General features: G+C 61.4%; 12 protein-coding genes and 1 pseudogene. 11 read left to right on the top strand and 2 right to left on the bottom strand.

The window, feature by feature from the left end; translation table 11 throughout:
- Positions 1-14: 14 nt before the first annotated feature.
- From AAAX75_RS05495 to AAAX75_RS05455, 9 genes and pseudogenes are all read left to right on the top strand, one after another.
- A complete protein-coding gene (locus AAAX75_RS05495; protein ID WP_349091351.1) occupies positions 15-1292 on the top strand; it encodes an ammonium transporter in 1278 nt (425 codons plus the stop codon).
- 212 nt (positions 1293-1504) lie between these two features.
- The gene (locus tag AAAX75_RS05490) at positions 1505-1843 is read left to right on the top strand and encodes a P-II family nitrogen regulator (RefSeq protein ID WP_349091350.1); all 339 of its coding nucleotides are present in this window, start codon (positions 1505-1507) and stop codon (positions 1841-1843) included.
- 87 nt (positions 1844-1930) lie between these two features.
- Positions 1931-2788, top strand: coding sequence for an HAD family hydrolase (locus AAAX75_RS05485; RefSeq protein WP_349091349.1), 858 nt, complete (start codon positions 1931-1933; stop codon positions 2786-2788).
- A 155-nt stretch (positions 2789-2943) separates the two neighbouring features.
- Positions 2944-3069: a hypothetical protein gene (locus AAAX75_RS05480; RefSeq protein ID WP_022094649.1), complete on the top strand. Its 126-nt coding sequence runs from the start codon at positions 2944-2946 to the stop codon at positions 3067-3069.
- A gap of 275 nt (positions 3070-3344) precedes the next feature.
- A complete protein-coding gene (locus tag AAAX75_RS05475) occupies positions 3345-4055 on the top strand; it encodes a TetR-like C-terminal domain-containing protein (RefSeq protein WP_349091348.1) in 711 nt (236 codons plus the stop codon).
- An 11-nt stretch (positions 4056-4066) separates the two neighbouring features.
- Positions 4067-8848 carry an acyl-CoA dehydratase activase-related protein gene (locus AAAX75_RS05470; protein WP_349091347.1) on the top strand — a complete coding sequence of 1594 codons (4782 nt, stop codon included), beginning with the start codon at positions 4067-4069 and terminating at the stop codon, positions 8846-8848.
- Positions 8849-9266: 418 nt separating this feature from the next.
- Positions 9267-10226, top strand: a complete 960-nt coding sequence (locus AAAX75_RS05465; RefSeq protein ID WP_271758444.1) for a 3-hydroxyacyl-CoA dehydrogenase — start codon at positions 9267-9269, stop codon at positions 10224-10226.
- Between the two features lie 96 nt (positions 10227-10322).
- Positions 10323-10784, top strand: a pseudogene (locus AAAX75_RS05460) (aryl-sulfate sulfotransferase); the annotation flags it as partial.
- Between the two features lie 190 nt (positions 10785-10974).
- Complete coding sequence (locus tag AAAX75_RS05455; protein ID WP_349091346.1) at positions 10975-11424, top strand: hypothetical protein; 450 nt, start codon at positions 10975-10977, stop codon at positions 11422-11424.
- A gap of 127 nt (positions 11425-11551) precedes the next feature.
- On the opposite strand, the gene AAAX75_RS05450 is transcribed toward AAAX75_RS05455, so the two are convergent.
- Entirely contained in the window at positions 11552-12691 is a 1140-nt protein-coding gene (locus AAAX75_RS05450; RefSeq protein WP_349091344.1) for a DUF389 domain-containing protein, read from the bottom strand.
- A 306-nt stretch (positions 12692-12997) separates the two neighbouring features.
- On the opposite strand from AAAX75_RS05450, the gene AAAX75_RS05445 reads away from it, so the two are divergent.
- On the top strand, positions 12998-16450 hold the full coding sequence (locus tag AAAX75_RS05445) for a CAP domain-containing protein (RefSeq protein WP_349091343.1): 3453 nt from the start codon (positions 12998-13000) through the stop codon (positions 16448-16450).
- A 200-nt stretch (positions 16451-16650) separates the two neighbouring features.
- Here AAAX75_RS05445 and AAAX75_RS05440 read toward each other — a convergent pair whose 3' ends face one another.
- Positions 16651-18354, bottom strand: coding sequence for an OPT/YSL family transporter (locus AAAX75_RS05440; RefSeq protein ID WP_349091342.1), 1704 nt, complete (start codon positions 18352-18354; stop codon positions 16651-16653).
- A gap of 192 nt (positions 18355-18546) precedes the next feature.
- Between AAAX75_RS05440 and AAAX75_RS05435 the strand changes: the two genes are divergently transcribed.
- On the top strand, positions 18547-19398 hold the full coding sequence (locus AAAX75_RS05435; RefSeq protein ID WP_349091341.1) for a type III pantothenate kinase: 852 nt from the start codon (positions 18547-18549) through the stop codon (positions 19396-19398).
- The last annotated feature ends 62 nt before the right edge of the window (positions 19399-19460 follow it).

The following is a 19460-nucleotide window of genomic DNA, read 5'->3' as shown; positions in this document are numbered from 1 at the left end:
CCAAGGGGGAGCGAATGTACGATACGGGATCGACAACGTTTATGCTCATCTGCACCATGCTCGTGTTTTTAATGACACCGGGTCTGGCGTTTTTCTATGGCGGCCTGTCCAGGCGCAAAAATGTCATCAACACCATGCTTATGTGCTTTGGCGCCATTGGTTTGGTTGGTGTGCTGTGGATTGTCGCCGGCTGGTCGCTGGCCTATGGTGGCGACGGCGCGAACCCGTTTATTGGAGGCCTTGACCAGCTGCTGTGCCTGCCGGTACTCAACCAGGTGCTGCAGGCGGCCGAGGGCAATCCCGCGGACGGTGCCGTCTACCCTCAGATCATCAACATCGCCTTCCAGATGGCGTTTGCCATGATCACGGCCGCTATCGTCACGGGCAGCCTGGCCGGCCGCGTTAAGTTTGGTGCCATGACGGCCTTCCTGGGCATTTGGCTGCTCGTGGTCTATGCGCCGCTCGCCCACATGGTTTGGGGCGGCGATGGTCCCTTTATCGGCGACATCATCGGCGCGCTCGACTTTGCCGGCGGCGACGTGGTACACATTTCGTCCGGTCTCACGGGCCTGATTCTCTGCTTAATGCTCGGCCGTCGTCGCGGCTTTGGCATGGTGAGCTACCGTCCGCATAACGTGCCGTTTGTGGCGCTGGGCGCCGGTCTACTTTGGTTTGGTTGGTTTGGCTTTAACGGCGGCAGCGAGTTTAAGGCCGACGCCGTGGCGGCACTCGCCATCCTCAACACCGTGACGGCCAGCGCGGCGGGCATGGTCTCGTGGCTTGTCGTTGAGCGCGTGCACACCGGTCGTCCCACGCTGGTGGGTGCTAGCACCGGTTTGGTTGCGGGCCTTATGGTGGTTACGCCGGGTGCGGGCTTTGTTGAGCCGTGGGCGGCGCTGGTCATGGGCCTGATCGTATCGCCCGTCTGCTACCTGGCCATCAGCCATCTTAAGACCAAGTTCGGCTACGACGATGCGCTCGACGCGTTCGGTTGCCACGGTATCGGCGGCATCTTGGGCGGTGTGCTCACGGGCCTGTTCTGCGTGCCGGAGCTCTCGTGGACCGGTAAGGGCGGCCTGTTCTACACGGGCGACGTGTCGCTGCTTGTCTCGCAGGTTCTGGGCATTGTGGTGACGGTCGTTATTGTGCTGATGCTCGACTTGGTGATCGCCGCGGTGGTCAAGGCGCTGTTCCACGGTAGCCTGCGCGTGGACGAGGCCGACGAGGCGCTGGGCCTGGATGCGAGTCAACACGGCGAAAGCGCGTATCCCTCGTTCTCCGGACTCGATTAGCAGCTTCCCCAAGCACCGCACCTTGCCGTTCAATCGTCGCTCACGTACTTAAGTACGCTTCGCTCCTCTTTCACGGCAATCTGCGGCACTTGGGAAACCTGCTAAGACCAGTCAGTTGAACTTTTTGATCTCTGAGGTTGGTTTGCGGCATTTGGAAAACCCGTGCCACATGAATGAGCAATTCATTTCTTTATTAAAGAGAGGAATTCACTATGAAGAAAATTACGGCGATCGTTCGTGCCGAAAAGCTTGAGGTTCTTAAAGACGCGCTGTTTGCTGCCGATGTTCGTGGCATGACTATCAACCAGGTGCAGGGCTGCGGTGCACAGCATGGCTGGAAGGAATACGTGCGCGGCAACGAGTTGCTTGTCAACACGATCCCTAAGGTGCAGTTCACGCTCATTTGCGCCGATGAGCATGTCGACGGCATTGTCGAGATTATCTGCAACGCCGCTCGCACCGGTGCCGTCGGCGACGGCAAGATCTGGGTCGAGTCGGTCGAGGAGGTTATCCGCATCCGTACCGGCGAACACGGCCCCGCTGCGGTGTAGGACAATCTTTCGCCTGACGGGCGTGCCTCTCTTGGGGCGCGCCCGTTCTCGTCTACAATATCGTGCAGACGAAGGAGAGGCATGCCCATGATCAAGATGTTTGCGAGTGACTTAGACGGAACGCTGCTGAACGCCCTGCACGAGGCGGATGGGACCATCCGCCGTGCCATTCGCGAGCTGACCGAGGCTGGCCTGCATGTGGTTCCCGCGACCGGGCGCTCGACGTTGCCAATCGGCGAGCATGGCTTTACGGGCCTGGCGCTTGACGCTTGCTGCTCCAATGGGTCCATCGTGCGCAACAGCCATGGCGAAGTGCTCAAGACCTGGACCATCGACCCGCAGGTTACCGAGGAGCTGCTCAAGGCGTTCCCGGACATTTGCTTCGACTGCTCCACGCCTGACGGCATGTTCTCGAGCGGATCGTTTGAGATGCACCAGGCGGGCTTTAAAAAGGACAGTCCTATCAAGCGCATCGTGATGCGCGGCATGCGTGCACGTGGCGGGTATCACGAGGAGCAGTATTTCGATCAGTCGATCGGTGACATCCTGCGTCATGACGTGTGCAAAATCAACTGCCGCGTGACCTCGCCCGAGCTGGAGCGCGACCTTAAGGCATATTTGGCTGAGCGATCGGACCGTGTGGTCAACGCGCCGTTCGATCCGGTGATGTTCGAGATCACGGACGTGGCGTGCAACAAGGGCGAGAGCGTGGCGTGGCTGGCGGGCTACTACGGTATTGCCGAGGACGAGGTCGCGGTCTACGGCGACGGCGGCAACGACATTGCCATGCTCAAACGCTTCCGCCACAGCTACGCGACCAAAAACGCAAGCGATGCCGCCAAGGCCGCCGCGAGCGCGACCATCGGCAGCTGCATGGTCCACGCCGTCCCCAAACACATGCTCGCCACCATGCACAAGCAAAATTCCCGCACCGTCATCGAATAATGTGACAAAGGGACAGCCCCTTTTTCACGAGAACCCTGCACCTTTGGCATGCGAACATATATTCGTATATATAACTAAGTTTTGATAGAATCGGTATCGTTGACGGCAGCTCCATGTGTCGGGCAGCGCCCTCCATCTGATGGGAGGTGATGCCCATGACCGATTTGATTGATTTCGTGAGACTTCTGACCGCTTTGGTCTCGTTCTTCACGGCACTTGTCGGCCTTTCCGAGGCACTCAAGCAGCGTTCGAAGCGCAACAGAAGGGGTCGCCGCCGCTAAGGCGTTGACCCCCTAATGCAAACAACGGCGCTGCCCAGCTTTCCAGAACTTGGGCTGCCGTCGACACTATTCTACCCACGAATGACATTTTGAACAATCGGCAATGCCGCTTCAAAAGCCAGGCACAACTGGCACAACCTAGGCGGTCGCTGAATGTGACAAAGGGACCGTCCCTTTGTCACAACCCAAATATTGCCTTTACGTGTTGATGCACACGGTGTGCAATAATACTCGCACTGTGTAATAGCGCACAGGCTGAGTAACAAGGAGGACGCTTGTCCCAGCTCGAGAAATGCGATCGCCGGTCCCTTCGCTCGCAGCGTGCCCTTCGCCAGGCGCTTGCCAGCGAGCTTGCCGAAAGCGGCGACCTTTCGCGCATTAACGTCGCGTCGCTCACCGAGCGCGCCGGTCTTACGCGCCGTACGTTCTATTCGCACTACCGCGATATCCCCGACTTTATCAGCCAGATCGAGAACGGCCTGCTTGCCGAGATTCGTGAGCGGGTGGAGCTTATCACCGCAGCTCAATTACCCGATCTTTACCGCAACATCGACGAGCTCGAGCCGGCACCCGGTTCGGTTGAGCTGCTTCGCTATCTTGCGGCTAATCGCGACCTTATCGGGGCCCTGCTGGGCCCGGGCGGCGACCCCGCCTTTATTAAAAAGATCATCGATACCGCACGCGAGGCCGTGGTGCCGCGTGCACAGACGGGCATTTTGGGCCTGGCGCTGGGCACGTTCTTTGACTACTACGTCACCTACGTCGTGAGTGCCGAGGTCGGCATGATTCAGCGCTGGTTTGAGCGTGGGCTCACCGAATCGCCCGAGGCCATGGCGCGCATTATGACAGTGCTCGCTTTTGTGCGCCCTGGTGACCTGTATGGCCAACCCATCGATATCAACGTGCCGGAATACGGCATGAAGCTATTGAATCTGCAGCTCGAGGACGCGGTCGACACCACCGCAACCGTCGAGTCCAACAACTAAGAGGAGAGACAATGAGCAAACTCGTCGAGGGCATCAAGGACCGCATGGTCGCTGCCGCACGCGAGGCCGCGCCCGCCGTGGTGGACGCCGCGCAGAAGGCCGCGACCGCGGCTGCCGAGAAAGTTGCCGAGGCAGTTGCCGATGCCAAGAACGTGGCAGGGGAGACGTCCGTCGTCAGCGAGCCCGCCGCCGCTGCTGAGCCCGTAGCCGCCGCTCAGGCCCCCGAAGGCGCGATTTTCAACCCCGAGGCCGCCCACGGCAACCTGCACCTGGGCATCGACGTGGGCTCCACCACCGTTAAGCTCGCCGTGCTCAACGACGACAACCAGATCGTCTACGCCAAGTACCAGCGCCACCACACCGACGTCCGCGCCTGCGCCCGCGACCTGTTCGAGGGCGCTGCGACCGTGCTGCCGACGGCCCAGATGACCTGCGCCATTACCGGCTCGGGCGGCCTGCTGCTGTCCCAGTGGCTCGACCTGGAGTTTGTCCAGGAGGTCATCGCCAGCAAGCGTGCCGTCGAGACCCTCATCCCGGCCACCGATGTCGCCATCGAGCTGGGCGGCGAGGACGCCAAGATCATCTACTTCGACAACGGCATCGAGCAGCGCATGAACGGCACCTGCGCCGGCGGCACGGGCGCCTTCATCGATCAGATGGCCACTCTGCTGCACACCGACGCCAGCGGCCTCAACGAGCTCGCGGCCAACGCCACCACCATCTATCCCATCGCTAGCCGCTGCGGCGTTTTTGCCAAGACCGACGTGCAGCCGCTGCTCAACGAGGGCGCCCGCCCCGAGGACGTGGCCGCCTCCATCTTCCAGGCCGTCGTGACCCAGACCATCTCGGGCCTGGCGTGCGGCCGTCCCATCCGCGGCAACGTCGCTTTCCTGGGCGGCCCGCTGCAGTATCTCTCCGAGCTGCGCCACCGCTTCTACCTCACGCTCAATCTGGACGAGGAGCACCGTATCGTGCCCCAAAACGCTCACCTGTTTGTGGCGAGCGGCGCCGCCATGGCGCACGAGTCCAACAAGCTCAGCACGTTCCCGCAGCTCATCGGGGCCATCGATGCCCTGGGTGACACGCAGGGTGCCGAGGTCGAGCGTCTGGATCCGCTCTTTGCCACCGACGAGGACTTTGCCGAGTTCAAGACCCGCCACGACACCGAGGTCGTCCCCAAGGGCAAGCTCGAAGGCTACACCGGACGCGTGTTCATCGGCATCGACGCCGGCTCCACCACCATGAAGGCCGCGCTCGTGGGCGAGGACGGTCAGCTGCTGCACACCTGGTACGGCAACAACAACGGCGACATCCTAGGCACGGCCAAGGTCATCATGGCCGATTTCTACAACCACATCCCCGCGGGCTGCACCATCGGCCACGTGACCACCACGGGCTACGGTGAGGCGCTGCTCATCGAGGCCCTCAAGGCCGACTCCGGCGAGATCGAGACCGTCGCGCACCTGCGCGGCGCCAAGGCGTTCCTGCCCGGCGTCGAGTTCATTCTGGACATTGGCGGCCAGGACATGAAGTGCCTGCGCGTGAAGGACGGCGTCATCGAGCACATCATGCTCAACGAGGCCTGCTCGTCGGGTTGCGGTAGCTTTATCGAGAGCTTCGCCGTGTCTATGAACATGGACGTTCGCGCGTTCGCCGACGCCGCTATCCATGCCAAGGCTCCGGTCGATCTGGGAAGTCGCTGCACAGTCTTTATGAACTCGCGCGTCAAGCAGGCGCAAAAGGAAGGCGCCACGGTGGGCGACATCGCGGCCGGCCTGTCCTATTCCGTCATCAAGAATGCCCTGTTCAAGGTCATTAAGCTGCGCGACCCCAAGGAGATCGGCAGCCAGGTGATCGTCCAGGGCGGCACCTTTATGTCCGACGCCACGCTGCGCGCGTTTGAGCAGCTCACCGGCGTCCACGCCGTGCGCCCCGACATCGCCGGCTGCATGGGCGCCTATGGCGCTGCCCTGCTCGCCCGCGATCGCGCCGGCGCCGACGGCACTTCGACCATTCTTTCTGCCGAGGACATCGCGCACCTCACCGTGACGCAAAAGCATGTCCGCTGCGGCCGTTGCTCCAACAACTGCCAGCTTACCGTCAACGACTTTGGCGGCGGCAGGCGCTTTATCACCGGCAACCGCTGCGAGAAGGGCGCCGGCCACAAAAAGCAGAAGACCGAGGCCCCCAACCTCTTCAAAAAGAAAAACGAGCTGCTCTTTAACCGCGAGGTGCTGAGCCCCGACGAGGCCCCGCGCGGCACCGTCGGCATCCCGCGCGCACTCAACATGTACGAGAACTACCCCTTCTGGCACGCGTTCTTTACACACCTGGGCTTTAGCGTGCAGCTGTCCGACCAGTCGAGCAAAAAGACTTACCAGGCGGGCATCGAGTCCATGCCGTCCGAGAGCGTGTGCTATCCGGCCAAGATGAGCCACGGCCACGTGATGAACCTTATCGACCGTGACGTCGACTTCATCTGGATGCCGTGCGTGCGCTGGGAGCGCAAGGAGGATCCGACGGCTGGCAACTGCTATAACTGCCCCATCGTCATGAGCTACCCCACGGCACTGGCGCTCAACATCGACGAGATCCGCGAGCAGAACATCGAGTTCCTGTACCCGTTTGTGCCCTATCACGATAAGACCGAGCTCAAGCGCCGTCTGTACCAGGTGCTCGCCGTCGACCGTGTGGCCGATGCTGAGGCCGGTCGCGGTCGCGTGCGCGGTCCCAAGATCACGCGCTCCGAGGTCGATGCCGCCGTCAACGCTGCCTTTGAGGCCGATGCGCGCTTCCACGAGGACATCCAGACCATGGGCGAGGAAGCCCTTAAGTGGGTTGAGGATCACGGCGGCCACGGCATTGTGCTCGCCGGCCGTCCTTACCACAACGACCCCGAGATCAACCACGCCCTGCCTGAGCTTATTTCGAGCTTTGGCTTTGCGGTCTTTACCGAGGATTCGCTCGCGCATTTGGTAAAGCCCGAGCGTCCGATTCGCGTTGTCGACCAGTGGATGTACCACAGCCGCCTGTACGCCGTCGCCCGTTTTGTGACGATGCGCAACGACCTGGACCTGATCCAGCTCAACTCTTTCGGCTGCGGCCTGGACGCTCTGACCACCGACCAGGTGCAGGAGATCCTGGAGGCCAGTGGCAAGATCTACACCGTGCTCAAGATCGACGAGGTGTCCAACCTGGGCGCCGCGCGCATCCGCATCCGCTCGCTCATGGCAGCGCTCAAGGACCAGGAGGCCGAGCGCTTGGCCGAGGCCACGGCCGCGGGCGAGGCCTACGAGCAGGGTGACGCCGCGCCGGTGGCGCCCTCCACGGATGCCCCCGCGTTCGCGAGCCGCAAGTACACGTTCGAAGCGCAGCGTGAGAGCGCATCGACCGCGTGGCCAAAGGTGCCCTTTACCGAGCAGATGCGCGAGGAGGGCTACACCATCCTGTGTCCGCAGATGGCGCCGATCCACTTTGACCTGGTCAAAGAGGTGTTCCGTGGTGCTGGCTACAACTTGGAGCTGCTGCCCTCGACCGATCACGACGCTGTCGAGGCCGGCCTGCGCTACGTGAACAACGACATCTGCTATCCGTCGATCCTGGTGACGGGCCAGATCATGGAGGCCATCGAGAGCGGTCGATACGACCTGTCCAAGACGGCCGTGGTCATCAGCCAGACCGGCGGCGGCTGCCGTGCCACTAACTACATCGCACTCATCCGCAAGGCACTGCGCGAGAGCGGCCACCCCGAGATCCCGGTGATCTCGCTTTCGGCCGTGGCGCTCGGCGAGGATAATCCTGGCTTTAAGATTACGCCGGCGCTGCTCAAGCAAGCAGTCTACGCGGTGCTTTTTGGCGACGTGATGATGCAGATGCTCTATCGTTGCCGTCCGTACGAGGCTACGCCCGGTGCCGCCAATGCGCTCTACGAGGAGTACATGGCGCGCGCCCGCAAGCTGGCGCCCAAGTTCAACAGGCATAATTACACCAAGCTGTGCCGCGAAGCCATCCGCGCGTTCGATACCATGCCGCTCGTGGGCGAGGGCACCAAGCCGCGCGTGGGCGTGGTCGGCGAGATCTTGGTCAAGTTCCATCCCACGGCCAACAACCACGTGGTCGACGTTATCGAGCGCGAGGGCTGCGAGGCCGTGGTGCCGGGCCTGCTCGACTTCTTCCTGTACTCCATGAGCAACGCCGAGCTGCAGAAGGATGAGCTGGGTAGCTCTGCTACAACGCGTGCGGGCATGCAGGCGCTCATCAAGCTCGTGGACTGGATGCGTACGCCGGTGGAGGAGATGCTCGAAAAGTCCCGCCGCTTTGAGGCGCCCGAGCGCATCGGCACCATGGCCGATAAGGCCCGCACGGTGCTTTCGGTGTGCAACAACATGGGCGAGGGCTGGCTGCTCACGGCTGAGATGCTCGATCTGATTGACCACGGTGCGCCCAACATCATCTGCACGCAGCCCTTCGCGTGCTTGCCCAACCACGTGGTGGGCAAGGCCGTGATCAAGGAGCTGCGCCGCCAACATCCCGAGAGCAACATCGTCGCGGTGGACTACGACCCCGGTGCATCCGAGGTCAACCAGCTCAACCGTATTAAGCTCATGATCAGCGTGGCAAAGGAGAACATGCGCGCCGGCAAGGGCTTTAAGCTCGAGAAGGTGGCGCCGCTCGCGATGGACGAGGTCACCGGTCAGATGCGTGCCCACGACGGCTGCGTGAGCTGCGGTTCGGTCGATGAGAGCGCCGTGGCGTCGGTCGCTGAGCGCCTGGGACGCGGCATTAAGAAGTAGCTGGCCTGCTATGGGCTGGATATGAGACAAACGGGTGGTGGCCGTACCGGCTACCACCCGTTTTTGCTTGGACACATGTTGCGTAAACGCCCCGACTATCACCCTTTGCGAACTCAGATTTCGGAAGTATGCGGCAAAATCTGAATAGACCGAGCACACCGAATATGTCCAAGCCCTGTACCTGCGGTTTTATTGGCGGAAAATCGGGGGGTGCTCAAGGGTTCCGGAATTTGCCGCATACTTCCGCAAACGACGTCTCGGTGGCACAAAAAATCGCCCTCGGAACCCTGAGATAATGAACAGATGTAGCCGTTCGCCGCAAATTACCGTCCGTTTATAGAACCCACCCCCAGTGTGCAGCCCTCTTACGGTTGAATAAATACACATCTATGGAATTACGTAAGAGAGGACTGTTCCTATGAGCTACAAGACCGTTTGCGTTGCCGGCGGCGGCGTGCTGGGAAGCCAGATTGCCTTTCAGGCTGCCTACTGCGGCTTCGATGTAACGATTTGGCTGCGCAGCGAGGGCAGCATCGGCCGCACCCAGCCCAAGATCGATCATGTGCGCGAGGAGTACATCGCGGCAATCGAGGGTATGGCGGACGGCACGGGCGAGTGGTGCTCCGGTATCGCCGATAGCGGCAAGCCCTTCGACAAAGAGGCGGCACTCGCCGCCGTTGAGCGCGCCTACTCCACACTCAAGCTGGAGCTCGATCTTGCCAAGGCAGTGGCCGACGCCGATTTGGTCATCGAGTCTATGGCTGAGGATACCCAGGCAAAGATTGACTTCTACAAGAAGCTCGCCCCGGTCCTTCCGCAAAAGACCGTCGTCGTGACCAACTCCTCCACGTTACTGCCGAGTACCTTTGCCAAGTACACTGGCCGCCCCGAGAAGTACCTGTCGCTGCACTTTGCCAACTCTATCTGGAAGAACAACATGACCGAGGTCATGGCACAGGACCAGACCGACAAGCGCTACTTCGATGAGCTCGTCGACTTTGCTAACGATATTCGCATGCTGGCGCTTCCCGTCAACAAGGAAAAGAACGGCTACCTGCTCAATTCCATGCTGGTGCCATGGCTGCTTTCGGGCCTCGACCTGTATGTCTCGGGCGTGAGCGACCCAAAGAGCATCGACCTCGCATGGACGCGCGGCACTGGCGCTCCCAAGGGCCCGTTTCGCGTATTCGACACCGTGGGCATCCAAACGGCGTACAACATCGTTATGCAGTATCAGAAGGTCCCGGGCCTGGTGAGCCCGCTGCTCAAAAAGATGATGATGCCCTACAACTTTAAGGCCATGGCCTCCGTCCTCAAGAAAATGCTCGACGAAGGCAAGCTGGGCGAAAGCTCGGGCGAGGGCTTCTTCAAGTACTAAGAACGATCCCTCGGGGTCGGAGGAAAACGGATCATTCTCGGCCGCCAGCAGTGAGAAGATGGACCCAGAAATAGAAAGGAGTGGCAATGGGCTGGCTCGGGCTTTGAAGACAAGTTATTGCAGGCCCAGGGCGATTTCTCGCTCAATGCAGGCCAGCACAGCGTGACGTATCTGCCGAGTTCTGACACGGCAGCGACTGGTCGCTACCAGGTGCTGCTATACGACAACAACTTTGGTGCGGCCGAGAGCTACCCCAAGTTCGACTGGGGCCAGCTGGGCGCCGCGGTGGTGACCGACTACAACAAGGGCACGCATTCGTTTGGGCGCATCTTTACGGTAGACGAGGTAGCGCGCACCTACGAGCTCGAAGACCAGATCGCGGCGCCGTTCTCGGGCTACGTCAGCAGCGCGCAGCGCGTCGGCAATTCGAACAGCATGCTCGTGGCATCGGGCATGGCCAAGACCTTTGCCGAGTACGATCGCTATGGACTGCCCATCGCCACCTACGAAATGGAAGCCGAGAAGTACATCTACCGTGTGTACAAGTACGAGCTGTAGGGCCGCGCTTAGGTTTGACCAATGGAGTATGAAAACACGCCGTTCGCCGATGTCCCCTCCGCGAGTGGCAGCCATATGGTTTGATGTCAGAAACATATAGTTGTCGCCAGCCTGCTGGCGACCTTCCCCCTGATATCGGAGGTTCCAGGTATGTTTCGCGCTCCGTTAAGCAACTATCGGCTGGGCTAACATGGGTCGCCGTGCTATTTCGATAACCCTTGCAGTGGTCTGCCTGGCTGTGCTCCTGGGCGCTACAGGGCTGTTTGCTATAAGCCGAGAAACGTCCTATATGCAGGAATGCGCTTCCGAAGGGTTTGCCATTGACGGTTACTATCGGGACGACAAGACGAGTCTGGAAACCCTGGCCTTTCTTGAAGAGGATAACCATCGGTGGCAACTGGTCGACAAAGACGGTAGCTGCGTTGACGGGCAGTTTAAGCGTACGGACGATCCCAATATCCTGGTATTAAAGAAGGAAAACGGCGAAGAGTTCGGCACGGTTCACGTTGCATATATATCGCGCCGACGCAATCAGGGGCAGATTTACCTAATTAGAAATACTGAGGTGACCCGATTTTATCTTGTGAGCACCGATCCGGCGTTTACGGTGGAGTTTGGCGATGTCGATGCGGACGTCTGATTCACGGCAATAAAACAGCGAGCGGGGCGCGGACGTGAACTACGTCCCGCTTTTTGCTTGTGCCTGCGTCGCGTCTGAGCCTCGCCGCGACTTGCGCCTGTGCGCGGGAGCCATTCCATGCTCCGCATTACTTCACATCGAACTCCACGCGGTCGAGTTCAGGCACGTTGAGGTCGATGAGCTTGCGGGCGACGTGACGGTCGTGTGCCCCAAGCGCCTCGCCTGTCGTCACATGGGCGACAATCTCACGTTCGACGATGCCCTCCTCGTCGCCTTCGGTGGCCGAGGTCTCGACGGCGACGGTGTAATCCTTAAAGCCCGGCAGCACCGCGGCAAGCTCGCGCGTGGTCTCGGTGACGCCGTAGCCGTCCTGCACGCCGGCCTGCGCCGAGCCAATAGACCCCGCCGTCATAACGATGCAGGGGATGGCAAAAATCACCGTGCCCACAATGATGCGGCGGCGCACCTTGCGCGACAGCTCGTCGACCTCGGCGTCTTCCTCAGCGGTCACAATACCGTCGCCGTTCAGGTCGCGCTTGAGCGGCACGCGCAAAAGAAGCAGCACGGCTTCGGCAGCCAGTGCGATAAAGACCACGTTGATGCCAAATTCGTAGAGCGCTGAGAGAAACAGTGACCCGCTTGCGATGGCGATGCCGTAGCCAGCCGCGCACAGTGGTGGCATGAGCGCGGTCGCCACGGCCACGCCGGCGATGAGCGTGGCGGGTTCCTGGTCGCGCGAGTTGCCCAGGCCGCCCGCAAAGCCGCCCGCGAGCGCGACGGCAAGGTCCCACACAGTCGGTGTCGAATTGTCGATGATGGCGGCCGTGGTGGTGCCAAGGGGCGAGAGCTTAAAGTACAACGTGGACGTGACCAGGCAAAAGACCATCTGCAGCGCAAGGCCGGCGACGGCTTCGACGGTAATCTCGCGGTCGAGCGTGGCGATGCCATATGCCATGGCAAGGACCGATCCCATAAGCGGGCAGATGAGCATGGCGCCCACGATGGCGATGTCCGAATCGATATCGAGGCCGATGCTTGCGATGAGCATGGCGATGATGAGGATGCACAGGTGAGAGCCGGTCAGGCGTGCTCCGTTTACAAAGCGCTTGCGGATTACGTGGTAGGGCGCGCGACCTTCGCGAATGTTGAATGCGCGCTTTAAAAAGCGGCCTGCCTGCTCGGCTGCCTCACTATGGGCAGGACGGATGCCGTGGCGCCGGTGATGGCGTTCGCGTAGTCGCTTGAGTTGTTGTCTATCGAGTTCCATGTTCACCTCGTTCTGGCACGGGCCGCATATCTCGCCCGTCGCCCATACTCTACACCGCGGCGGGCGGGGTGCCTGTTGGATGCGGAATCCGATAGGGCGGATGACGCGGGAGCAAATGCAAATCACAGGCTCAATTCCATCCCGCGAGAATATGATGCACCAGCTCCTTCAAATGTGACGAAACTGTGAAGCACGAGAGCGTGAATTTCAAAAAAACGCTGGTCGCCAATGTTGCGCAACAGAATTCAAAAATCGACAGTTACCGTTTGATACGTATGGATACATCCGTGTCAAAGGGAGAAAGCCATGGCAAACTACAGTCCACAACACTTTGAGCCTCGGGCCAAGGCCGTCAACGTCAAGGGCGTTGCCAACCGCGCCGTCGCAACCGTTTTGACGGCGGGCCTTATCGCTCAGCCGCTCATGTCGCCGCTGGCGGCAATCGCCGCACCGTCAACCGATAACGGCGATTCTGTTCAGGGGGGGGGTAGTTCTGTAGAGAATACCGTTGCCGCCGGTAACCAAGCGGTCGTAAAGACGGCTGCCCAGCTGGCCGAGGAGTCGGCAAAGCAGCTCAAGGACGCTCAGGCCGCCTACGATGCCGCCCAGAAGAAGGCCGACGCGGCGGGCCAGTCTCAAAAGCAGGCGCAGCAGCAAAAGAATCAGGCCTCGCAGGCTGTGAGCGACAACGAAATCGAGCAGAACGCAGCAGAAGTCGCCGCGCTTCAGGAGAAGATTGACGAGCTCAAAGCCGCCGTCGAAAAGACCGAGCAGCAGCAGAAGAAGCTGGGCGACCTGAACGATCAGCTCGATCAAGCCAACAAGAGTGTCGAGGATAAGACCCAGGCGCTCAAGGACGCCAAGGCAAAGCAGGATGAGGCCAAGAAGGCCCTCGATGATGCCCAGGCCAAGCTCGAGGCCATGGGTATGGACGAGTACGAGGCCGCCAAGAAGGCCGTCGAGGACGCACAGGCAAAGCTCGATGACGCCAATAAGGCCGTTGCTACTGCACAGGCCAATCTGGACCAGGCCAAGGCTGCCGAGGCTAGCGCCCAGCAGGAAAAGAAGGACACTGAGGCCGCTCTGACGACTGCCCAGGCCAAGAAGCAGGAGACTGCCGCTGCGCTCGCAGCCGCAACCACCGCGCGCGATAACGCCCAGCAGAAGTTCAACCAGGCGCAGGCCGCGCTCGATGCTGCCGTCTCGGGTACGGGTGTCGACCTGAGTGCGCTTGAGGCCGCCAAGATCGCTGCTGCTGGTGAGCTCAAGACCGCGCAGGCGGAGCTCAATGCCGCGACGGATGCCGACGCTACTGCCCAGGCGAATCTGCAGGCCGCCCAGGCTGCCGTCGCTGCCGCGCAGGAGAAGGCCAACGCCGCCAACGCTGCTGTGGCATCTGCCCAGTCTGCATACGATGCGGCAAACAAGGAGTACAACGCCGCCGCCAGCAAGCGCGACGCCGCCAAGGCCGCATACGAGAAGGCGCAGCAGACCGAAGCAGACAAGAAGACCGCGTACGATAAGCTTGTCGAAGTTCGCAAGCAGAAGCGCAGCGAGTGGGAGGCAGCCTGCGCCGCTTCGAACGCCGCGGAAAAGGCTTATGACGCTGCTAATGCCCAGGTTGAGGCTCTTGAGCAGCAGATTGCAGACCTAAAGTCCAACATGACCGTTGACCAGGAAGTCATCAGTCAGGGTATGTTCGGCTTCATGAACTACATCATCGGCGGCAGCCAGTTCACAGCCACGCAGAAAAAGAACGCCCAGGACGCCGTATCGATGCTGACCGGTGTCGCTGACAAGGCCGAATGGTATGACCAGTACGTCGATCAGGACATGTCCCGCGACACTAATCCGCTTTCCCTGGAGCAGATGCGCAACGCCCTGACATATCTCGACACCCAGAACAACCTCCGCAAGGCGAACGGTCAGTCGGCACTCAGCGTCAGCCTCCGCATGACTGCGGCAGCAGCCCTTAATACATCGTATTCATCGAACATCTGGGGACACTCGAACTGCTACTTCGACAACGGCGAAAATCTTGCCGGCGGAGGCGGCGCATATACCGGCGGCGAGACCGAGGATACCCTCGGCTGGCCATATACCGGCCTCTACACCCAGGAGAAAGAGGCATTCGATAAGTACGTCGAGAAGAATAGTGACCTTGGGAACCATCGATATGATTCCTACTATATCTACCAGCACTACAGCAGCATCTACCATGAGTGCGGGCACTATCTCAACATCATCGATGCCGGCACGAAGGCTATCGGCATCGCGACCGGTAGCGGTAAGAACACCGATTCCGAGGTAACAATCTTCGATTACAGCTCTTTTGACAGTGAGGCTGATTTCACTGTCTCCGAGTTCAAGAAGCTCCTGAACGACTACATCGATTCCGCATACAACGCAGGCGGCACGCAGGAGCAGAAGGAGCAACTGAAGCAGCTTCAGAATAAGCTGGCGGAAGCGCAGAAGACCTTCGGTACTACCAAGGAAGCTTATTTCGCAGCAGTAAATAAGCAGGATGCGGCGCATGACGCCTATACCGCGGCAGACACGAACGTGAATACCGCCAAGGGCGAGTACGAGAAGGCTAAGTCCGGCACCGCCGCCGCGAAGACGGTATACGACGCCGCAAAGGACGCGCTCGGCGGAATCGACATCGAGTCCCTCAAGCAGAACCTCGATGCTGCCAAGACCGAGGCCGCTACTGCCCAGGCGGCTCTCGATAAGGCAAACGCCACGCTTGCTGACAGCAAGACGAAGGCAGCCGAGGCCGCTGCTCACAAGGCGAAGGTTCGCAGCGCCCGCGATGCCGCCAAGGCAAAGTCCGAACAGGCCAATGAGGCGTATGACAACGCCACGGCTTCGGTCAAGGACCTTGCTGCCAAGCGCGATGCCGCCCAAGCGGGCCTTGCGAATAAGCAGGGCTCGCTTGACGAGGCAAAGAAGGCCGACGATGCCGCCCAGGCTGGTGTAGACAAGGCCCAGGCCGCAGATGTCCAGGCCGCGACTGCTCTTTTGGACGCCAAGCAGGCGGTTGCCGCCAAGGCGCAGGCCCTGTCCGACGCACAGGAGAAGGCCAAGGCCGCCGAGGGCGAGCTTGCCGGCGCAAACAAGGCCTTCGAGCGCTTCGCCGGCGCCCAGAAGGCGGTCGATGACGCCAAGGCCGCCTATGACGCTGCCGTCGCCGGTGTCGCCGATGCCCAGAAGCAGCTCGAGGCCGCCAACGAAGCCGTCGTCGATGCGAACCTCGATATCTTCAAGGCCAAGGCAGAGCTTGCCAACGACGAGGCGCTCAAGGCCGATCTTGAGGCTGTCGACCACAAGGCATCCCTTGCCGCGGGCACGACGGGCAACGAGAAGCTGGTCAAGCTGAACGCTGCCTACGCTCGCTATAAGGCTGCCGTCGATGCCGCCGCTGGTCTCAAGGCTGCTCTGAGCGATGCCGATGCCAAACTGTCCGATGCCAACGACGCCTATGCCGCCGCGCTGGCTGAGCTTGGCGATGCCAAGGATGCCCTGGCTGCCGCGCAGGCCGAGTACGACAAGTATCATCCCAAGGCTGAGCCGCAGGCCAAGCCTCAGGTTGCGCAGGCTGCTGCAAAGGCCCCCGTTGCCAAGAAACAGGCTGCGCCTGCCGCGCTCGCCCAGACTGGCGACAATTCCGCTCTTGCGGGCGAGGTGTTCGTCATCGGCGGTATTACGCTCGTGGCCGCTGGTGTGACGCTGAGCGATCGTCGTCGCAAGCAGATGTAGCGTTTCGAGCGTAGTTTCTGCAACGAACTTCAATTCATAACGGGACCGTCTCGTTAGCCAAACGATAAGGCCGGCGCGCTGTTAAACGCAGCGCGCCGGCCTTTCTTTGCGTTGGTATCAAAAAGCCCGGTCGGTAGCCGCGAAAGCTACCGACCGGGCAAATCGTAGGCAATATGGTTGCTGTCGAGCGGCTGCTCAGCTTATCCCAGCAGACTCAGACCGACGGAGACAAACGCCAGGATAACGCCGACGATGGACTCGCCGCCGAGCAGGCCGCTGGCGACAACCAGACCCTGTTCCTGGAAGGCGGCGTCCTTGGCAGCCCTTTCCTCGTCAGAAAGACCAGCGGTGGCGTCGCGGTGGGCGGACCACTTATCGTAGGCGAGCTTGACGCAGGAGCCCAGGAATGCCGTGAGTGACATGTAGAACGGCAGGTACACGCCCAGGCCGATCATCATGGCCGGAATGCCGAGCCAGTACATGACGATGCCGGCGATAAAGCCGCCAACGAACCACGGCACGCTCGGGATGCCCGAGACCATGGTGGCAACGACGCTTGCCTGCGCGGCAACGAAGCTCTTGTCGGGGCCAAAGGCGTCCGGGCCATAGGCGGTGACGAGCGCGACCATGACGGCTGCGGCGACCAGGGCGCCCACGATGCCGCCAATGGCTTGGCCGATCCACTGCGCACGCGGGTTGGTGCCCAGCACGGCGCCGGCCTTAAAGTCGTTCATGACGTCGCCCGCAAGGCCGCACGCCACGGCCACGATGCCGGCAATAAAGAACAGTTTGACCTGAGCGAGCTGTGCGAAGGCGGCAACGATGAGCATGACGATGAGGCCGAAGATCTCCATGGGGTCGATGCCCGTCTGGCCGCAGCTCTGCGCGCTCATGATGGTGGTGACAAAGGTGAACAGCGTGACGATGACGGCCGGAACGGGGCCAAGGTCGAGCACGATGGCGATGATCACGGCGATGGCGGCGGCGCCCAGGCCGATGATACCGGCGTCGAGCTTAAGGGAGCCCGAGATGAGCGACTGCTCGTCGGTGTCGGTGGAGCTGTCGGCGGCGAGGCCGCGGACGATACCGGCGACCTGCGGCAGGATGTCCTTGAGGACGACGGCGACGCCAAAGCCCATCATAAGGCCCATGCCGAGGGACTTGACGATGCCCTGTGCGGTCACAACATCGAACAGGCCGGCAGCGGTGCCGCCGACAATGATGCCAAAGTTGCCCAGCAGCGCGCCGGCAAACCAGAAAGCGACGGGGGCGAAGCCCACGAGGAAGCCGACGGAGAGCAACATGGGCGAGTTGTAGATGGCAAAGGTAACGCCGGGGATATTGAGCGTGCACAGCATGCTGGGCACCACGCCCAGGGCGTCGCGAAGCACGCTGTAGATGCCTGCGATGGCCATGGAGCCAAAGAGCTGCTTGCCGGTCTTGCCGCCGGCCTCGGTCGCGCGCAGGGTCTGAGCTGCGGCGTTGCCAGTGGGGAACTCCAGCGCGGCGTCCACGATAAAGTGACGGTGGATGAGCGCGGTGGCCAGCAGGCCCAGGATGGTGCCGGCGAGTGCCACGATAAACATGTCGAGCCAGCTGATCTGGTCGGCATAGCCCAGCATCCAGGCGCCCGGGATAGTAAACGCCAGGCCGCCGGCGACCATGGCGCCCGCGGACATGATGGTGTGGGTGACGTTGGCCTCGTTGAGGCTGGCATTGCCCATGAGCTTAAGGAAGAACAGCGAGATGACGGCAGCGAAGACGATCGGCCAGGGGAGAGCGCCCATCTTGAGGGCGGTGTAGGCCGAGCTTGCCGTGATAATCACGCAGCCAAGGACGCCGATGACGACGCCGCGCAGCGTGAGTTGCCCGCGCATCGAGGCGCGGTTCGAGGGATTGCTCATATAAAACTCCTTTGCGTATATCCGCTTCCCCCGGGAGCGCCGTTACGGATACGGCGCGGGAAGTCGGGTTACCAAGGGCCGCCGCGTGAGCTCGCAAACGACCGCGCACCAGTATAGCCGCAAGCTAGTCATTTTGGGATGACTGGTTTAGGTAGGCGATATACTGCTGGGCAGACGAAAGGAGCGCCGACGATGCTTAATGGGTGCGCATATATATTGACGGTCGACGTGGGTAACACGTTCATTCGCTTTGGCCTGTTTGCCGAGGATTCAGCCGCGGCACAGGAATGCCCGCTCGCGACGTGCGAGATCACCACGCCGTCGAGCATCACAGCCGACGAGGCGCGCATGAGGCTCGCGCAGGTCATGGCCGCGCTGGCGGCCGATGCGGGCATGCCCGGCGCGCTCGTTCCCGCAGCTGCAGTCCTGAGTTGCGTGGTGCCGGCGCTCGAGCGTCCGTGGAAGGCGGCACTTTTTCGCACCTGCACGGGACGCGTGCTCACCGTGGGGCCGGGCCTCAAGACCGGCATACCCGTGCACTACGATGACCCGGCCGAGATCGGTCCCGACCGCATCGCCGACGCCGTGGCGGCCCGTGCCGTCTACGGCTCTCCGTGCATCGTGATCGACCTGGGCACGACGACCAATATCGAGGTCATCGACGCGTGCGGTACCTTTGTGGGCGGCGTCATCGCGCCGGGTCTGGCGCTCGGCGCCCGCTCGCTCTCGGCCGCTGCGGCACGTCTGCCGCAGGTCGAGCCTTCGGCGCCCACGCATGTGATCGGCCGCAACACGCGCGAGGCCATGCGCTCGGGCGTGGTCTTGGGCGAGGTAGCCCGCATCGACGGCATGCTCGACATGGTGCTCGCCGAGATGCGCGCGACCAAGGCCGCGGGGGAAGGCAACGTGCCCATCGTCATTACCGGCGACGATGCCGAGGCACTCGCGTCGCTGGTCGGTCACAGTCTGACGGTCGACGACGCGCTGACGTTGCGGGGACTGGCCGAGCTCTACCGCATCAACCAAAAGCCCCGCCGCGTGTAAAAGTGAGGGCGCCGGTGGGACAAACGCCTCCACCTTTCACCTGCTACAATGGGTCAAACTAT

The sequence above is a fragment of the Collinsella sp. CLA-ER-H7 genome (assembly GCF_040092345.1).
GTDB lineage: Bacteria > Actinomycetota > Coriobacteriia > Coriobacteriales > Coriobacteriaceae > Collinsella.
Note: the sequence above shows the minus strand (reverse complement) of the source record. Positions and strands in the feature narration are given on the sequence as shown.

What these genes read in the sequence shown, in the direction of transcription:
- AAAX75_RS05495 (WP_349091351.1), top strand. Translation starts at nt 15, where the DNA reads ATGTACGATACGGGATCGACAACGTTTATGCTCATCTGCACCATGCTC.
- AAAX75_RS05490 (WP_349091350.1), top strand. Translation starts at nt 1,505, where the DNA reads ATGAAGAAAATTACGGCGATCGTTCGTGCCGAAAAGCTTGAGGTTCTT.
- AAAX75_RS05485 (WP_349091349.1), top strand. Translation starts at nt 1,931, where the DNA reads ATGATCAAGATGTTTGCGAGTGACTTAGACGGAACGCTGCTGAACGCC.
- AAAX75_RS05480 (WP_022094649.1), top strand. Translation starts at nt 2,944, where the DNA reads ATGACCGATTTGATTGATTTCGTGAGACTTCTGACCGCTTTGGTCTCG.
- AAAX75_RS05470 (WP_349091347.1), top strand. Translation starts at nt 4,067, where the DNA reads ATGAGCAAACTCGTCGAGGGCATCAAGGACCGCATGGTCGCTGCCGCA.
- AAAX75_RS05465 (WP_271758444.1), top strand. Translation starts at nt 9,267, where the DNA reads ATGAGCTACAAGACCGTTTGCGTTGCCGGCGGCGGCGTGCTGGGAAGC.
- AAAX75_RS05455 (WP_349091346.1), top strand. Translation starts at nt 10,975, where the DNA reads ATGGGTCGCCGTGCTATTTCGATAACCCTTGCAGTGGTCTGCCTGGCT.
- AAAX75_RS05450 (WP_349091344.1), bottom strand. Translation starts at nt 12,691, where the DNA reads ATGGAACTCGATAGACAACAACTCAAGCGACTACGCGAACGCCATCAC.
- AAAX75_RS05445 (WP_349091343.1), top strand. Translation starts at nt 12,998, where the DNA reads ATGGCAAACTACAGTCCACAACACTTTGAGCCTCGGGCCAAGGCCGTC.
- AAAX75_RS05440 (WP_349091342.1), bottom strand. Translation starts at nt 18,354, where the DNA reads ATGAGCAATCCCTCGAACCGCGCCTCGATGCGCGGGCAACTCACGCTG.
- AAAX75_RS05435 (WP_349091341.1), top strand. Translation starts at nt 18,547, where the DNA reads ATGCTTAATGGGTGCGCATATATATTGACGGTCGACGTGGGTAACACG.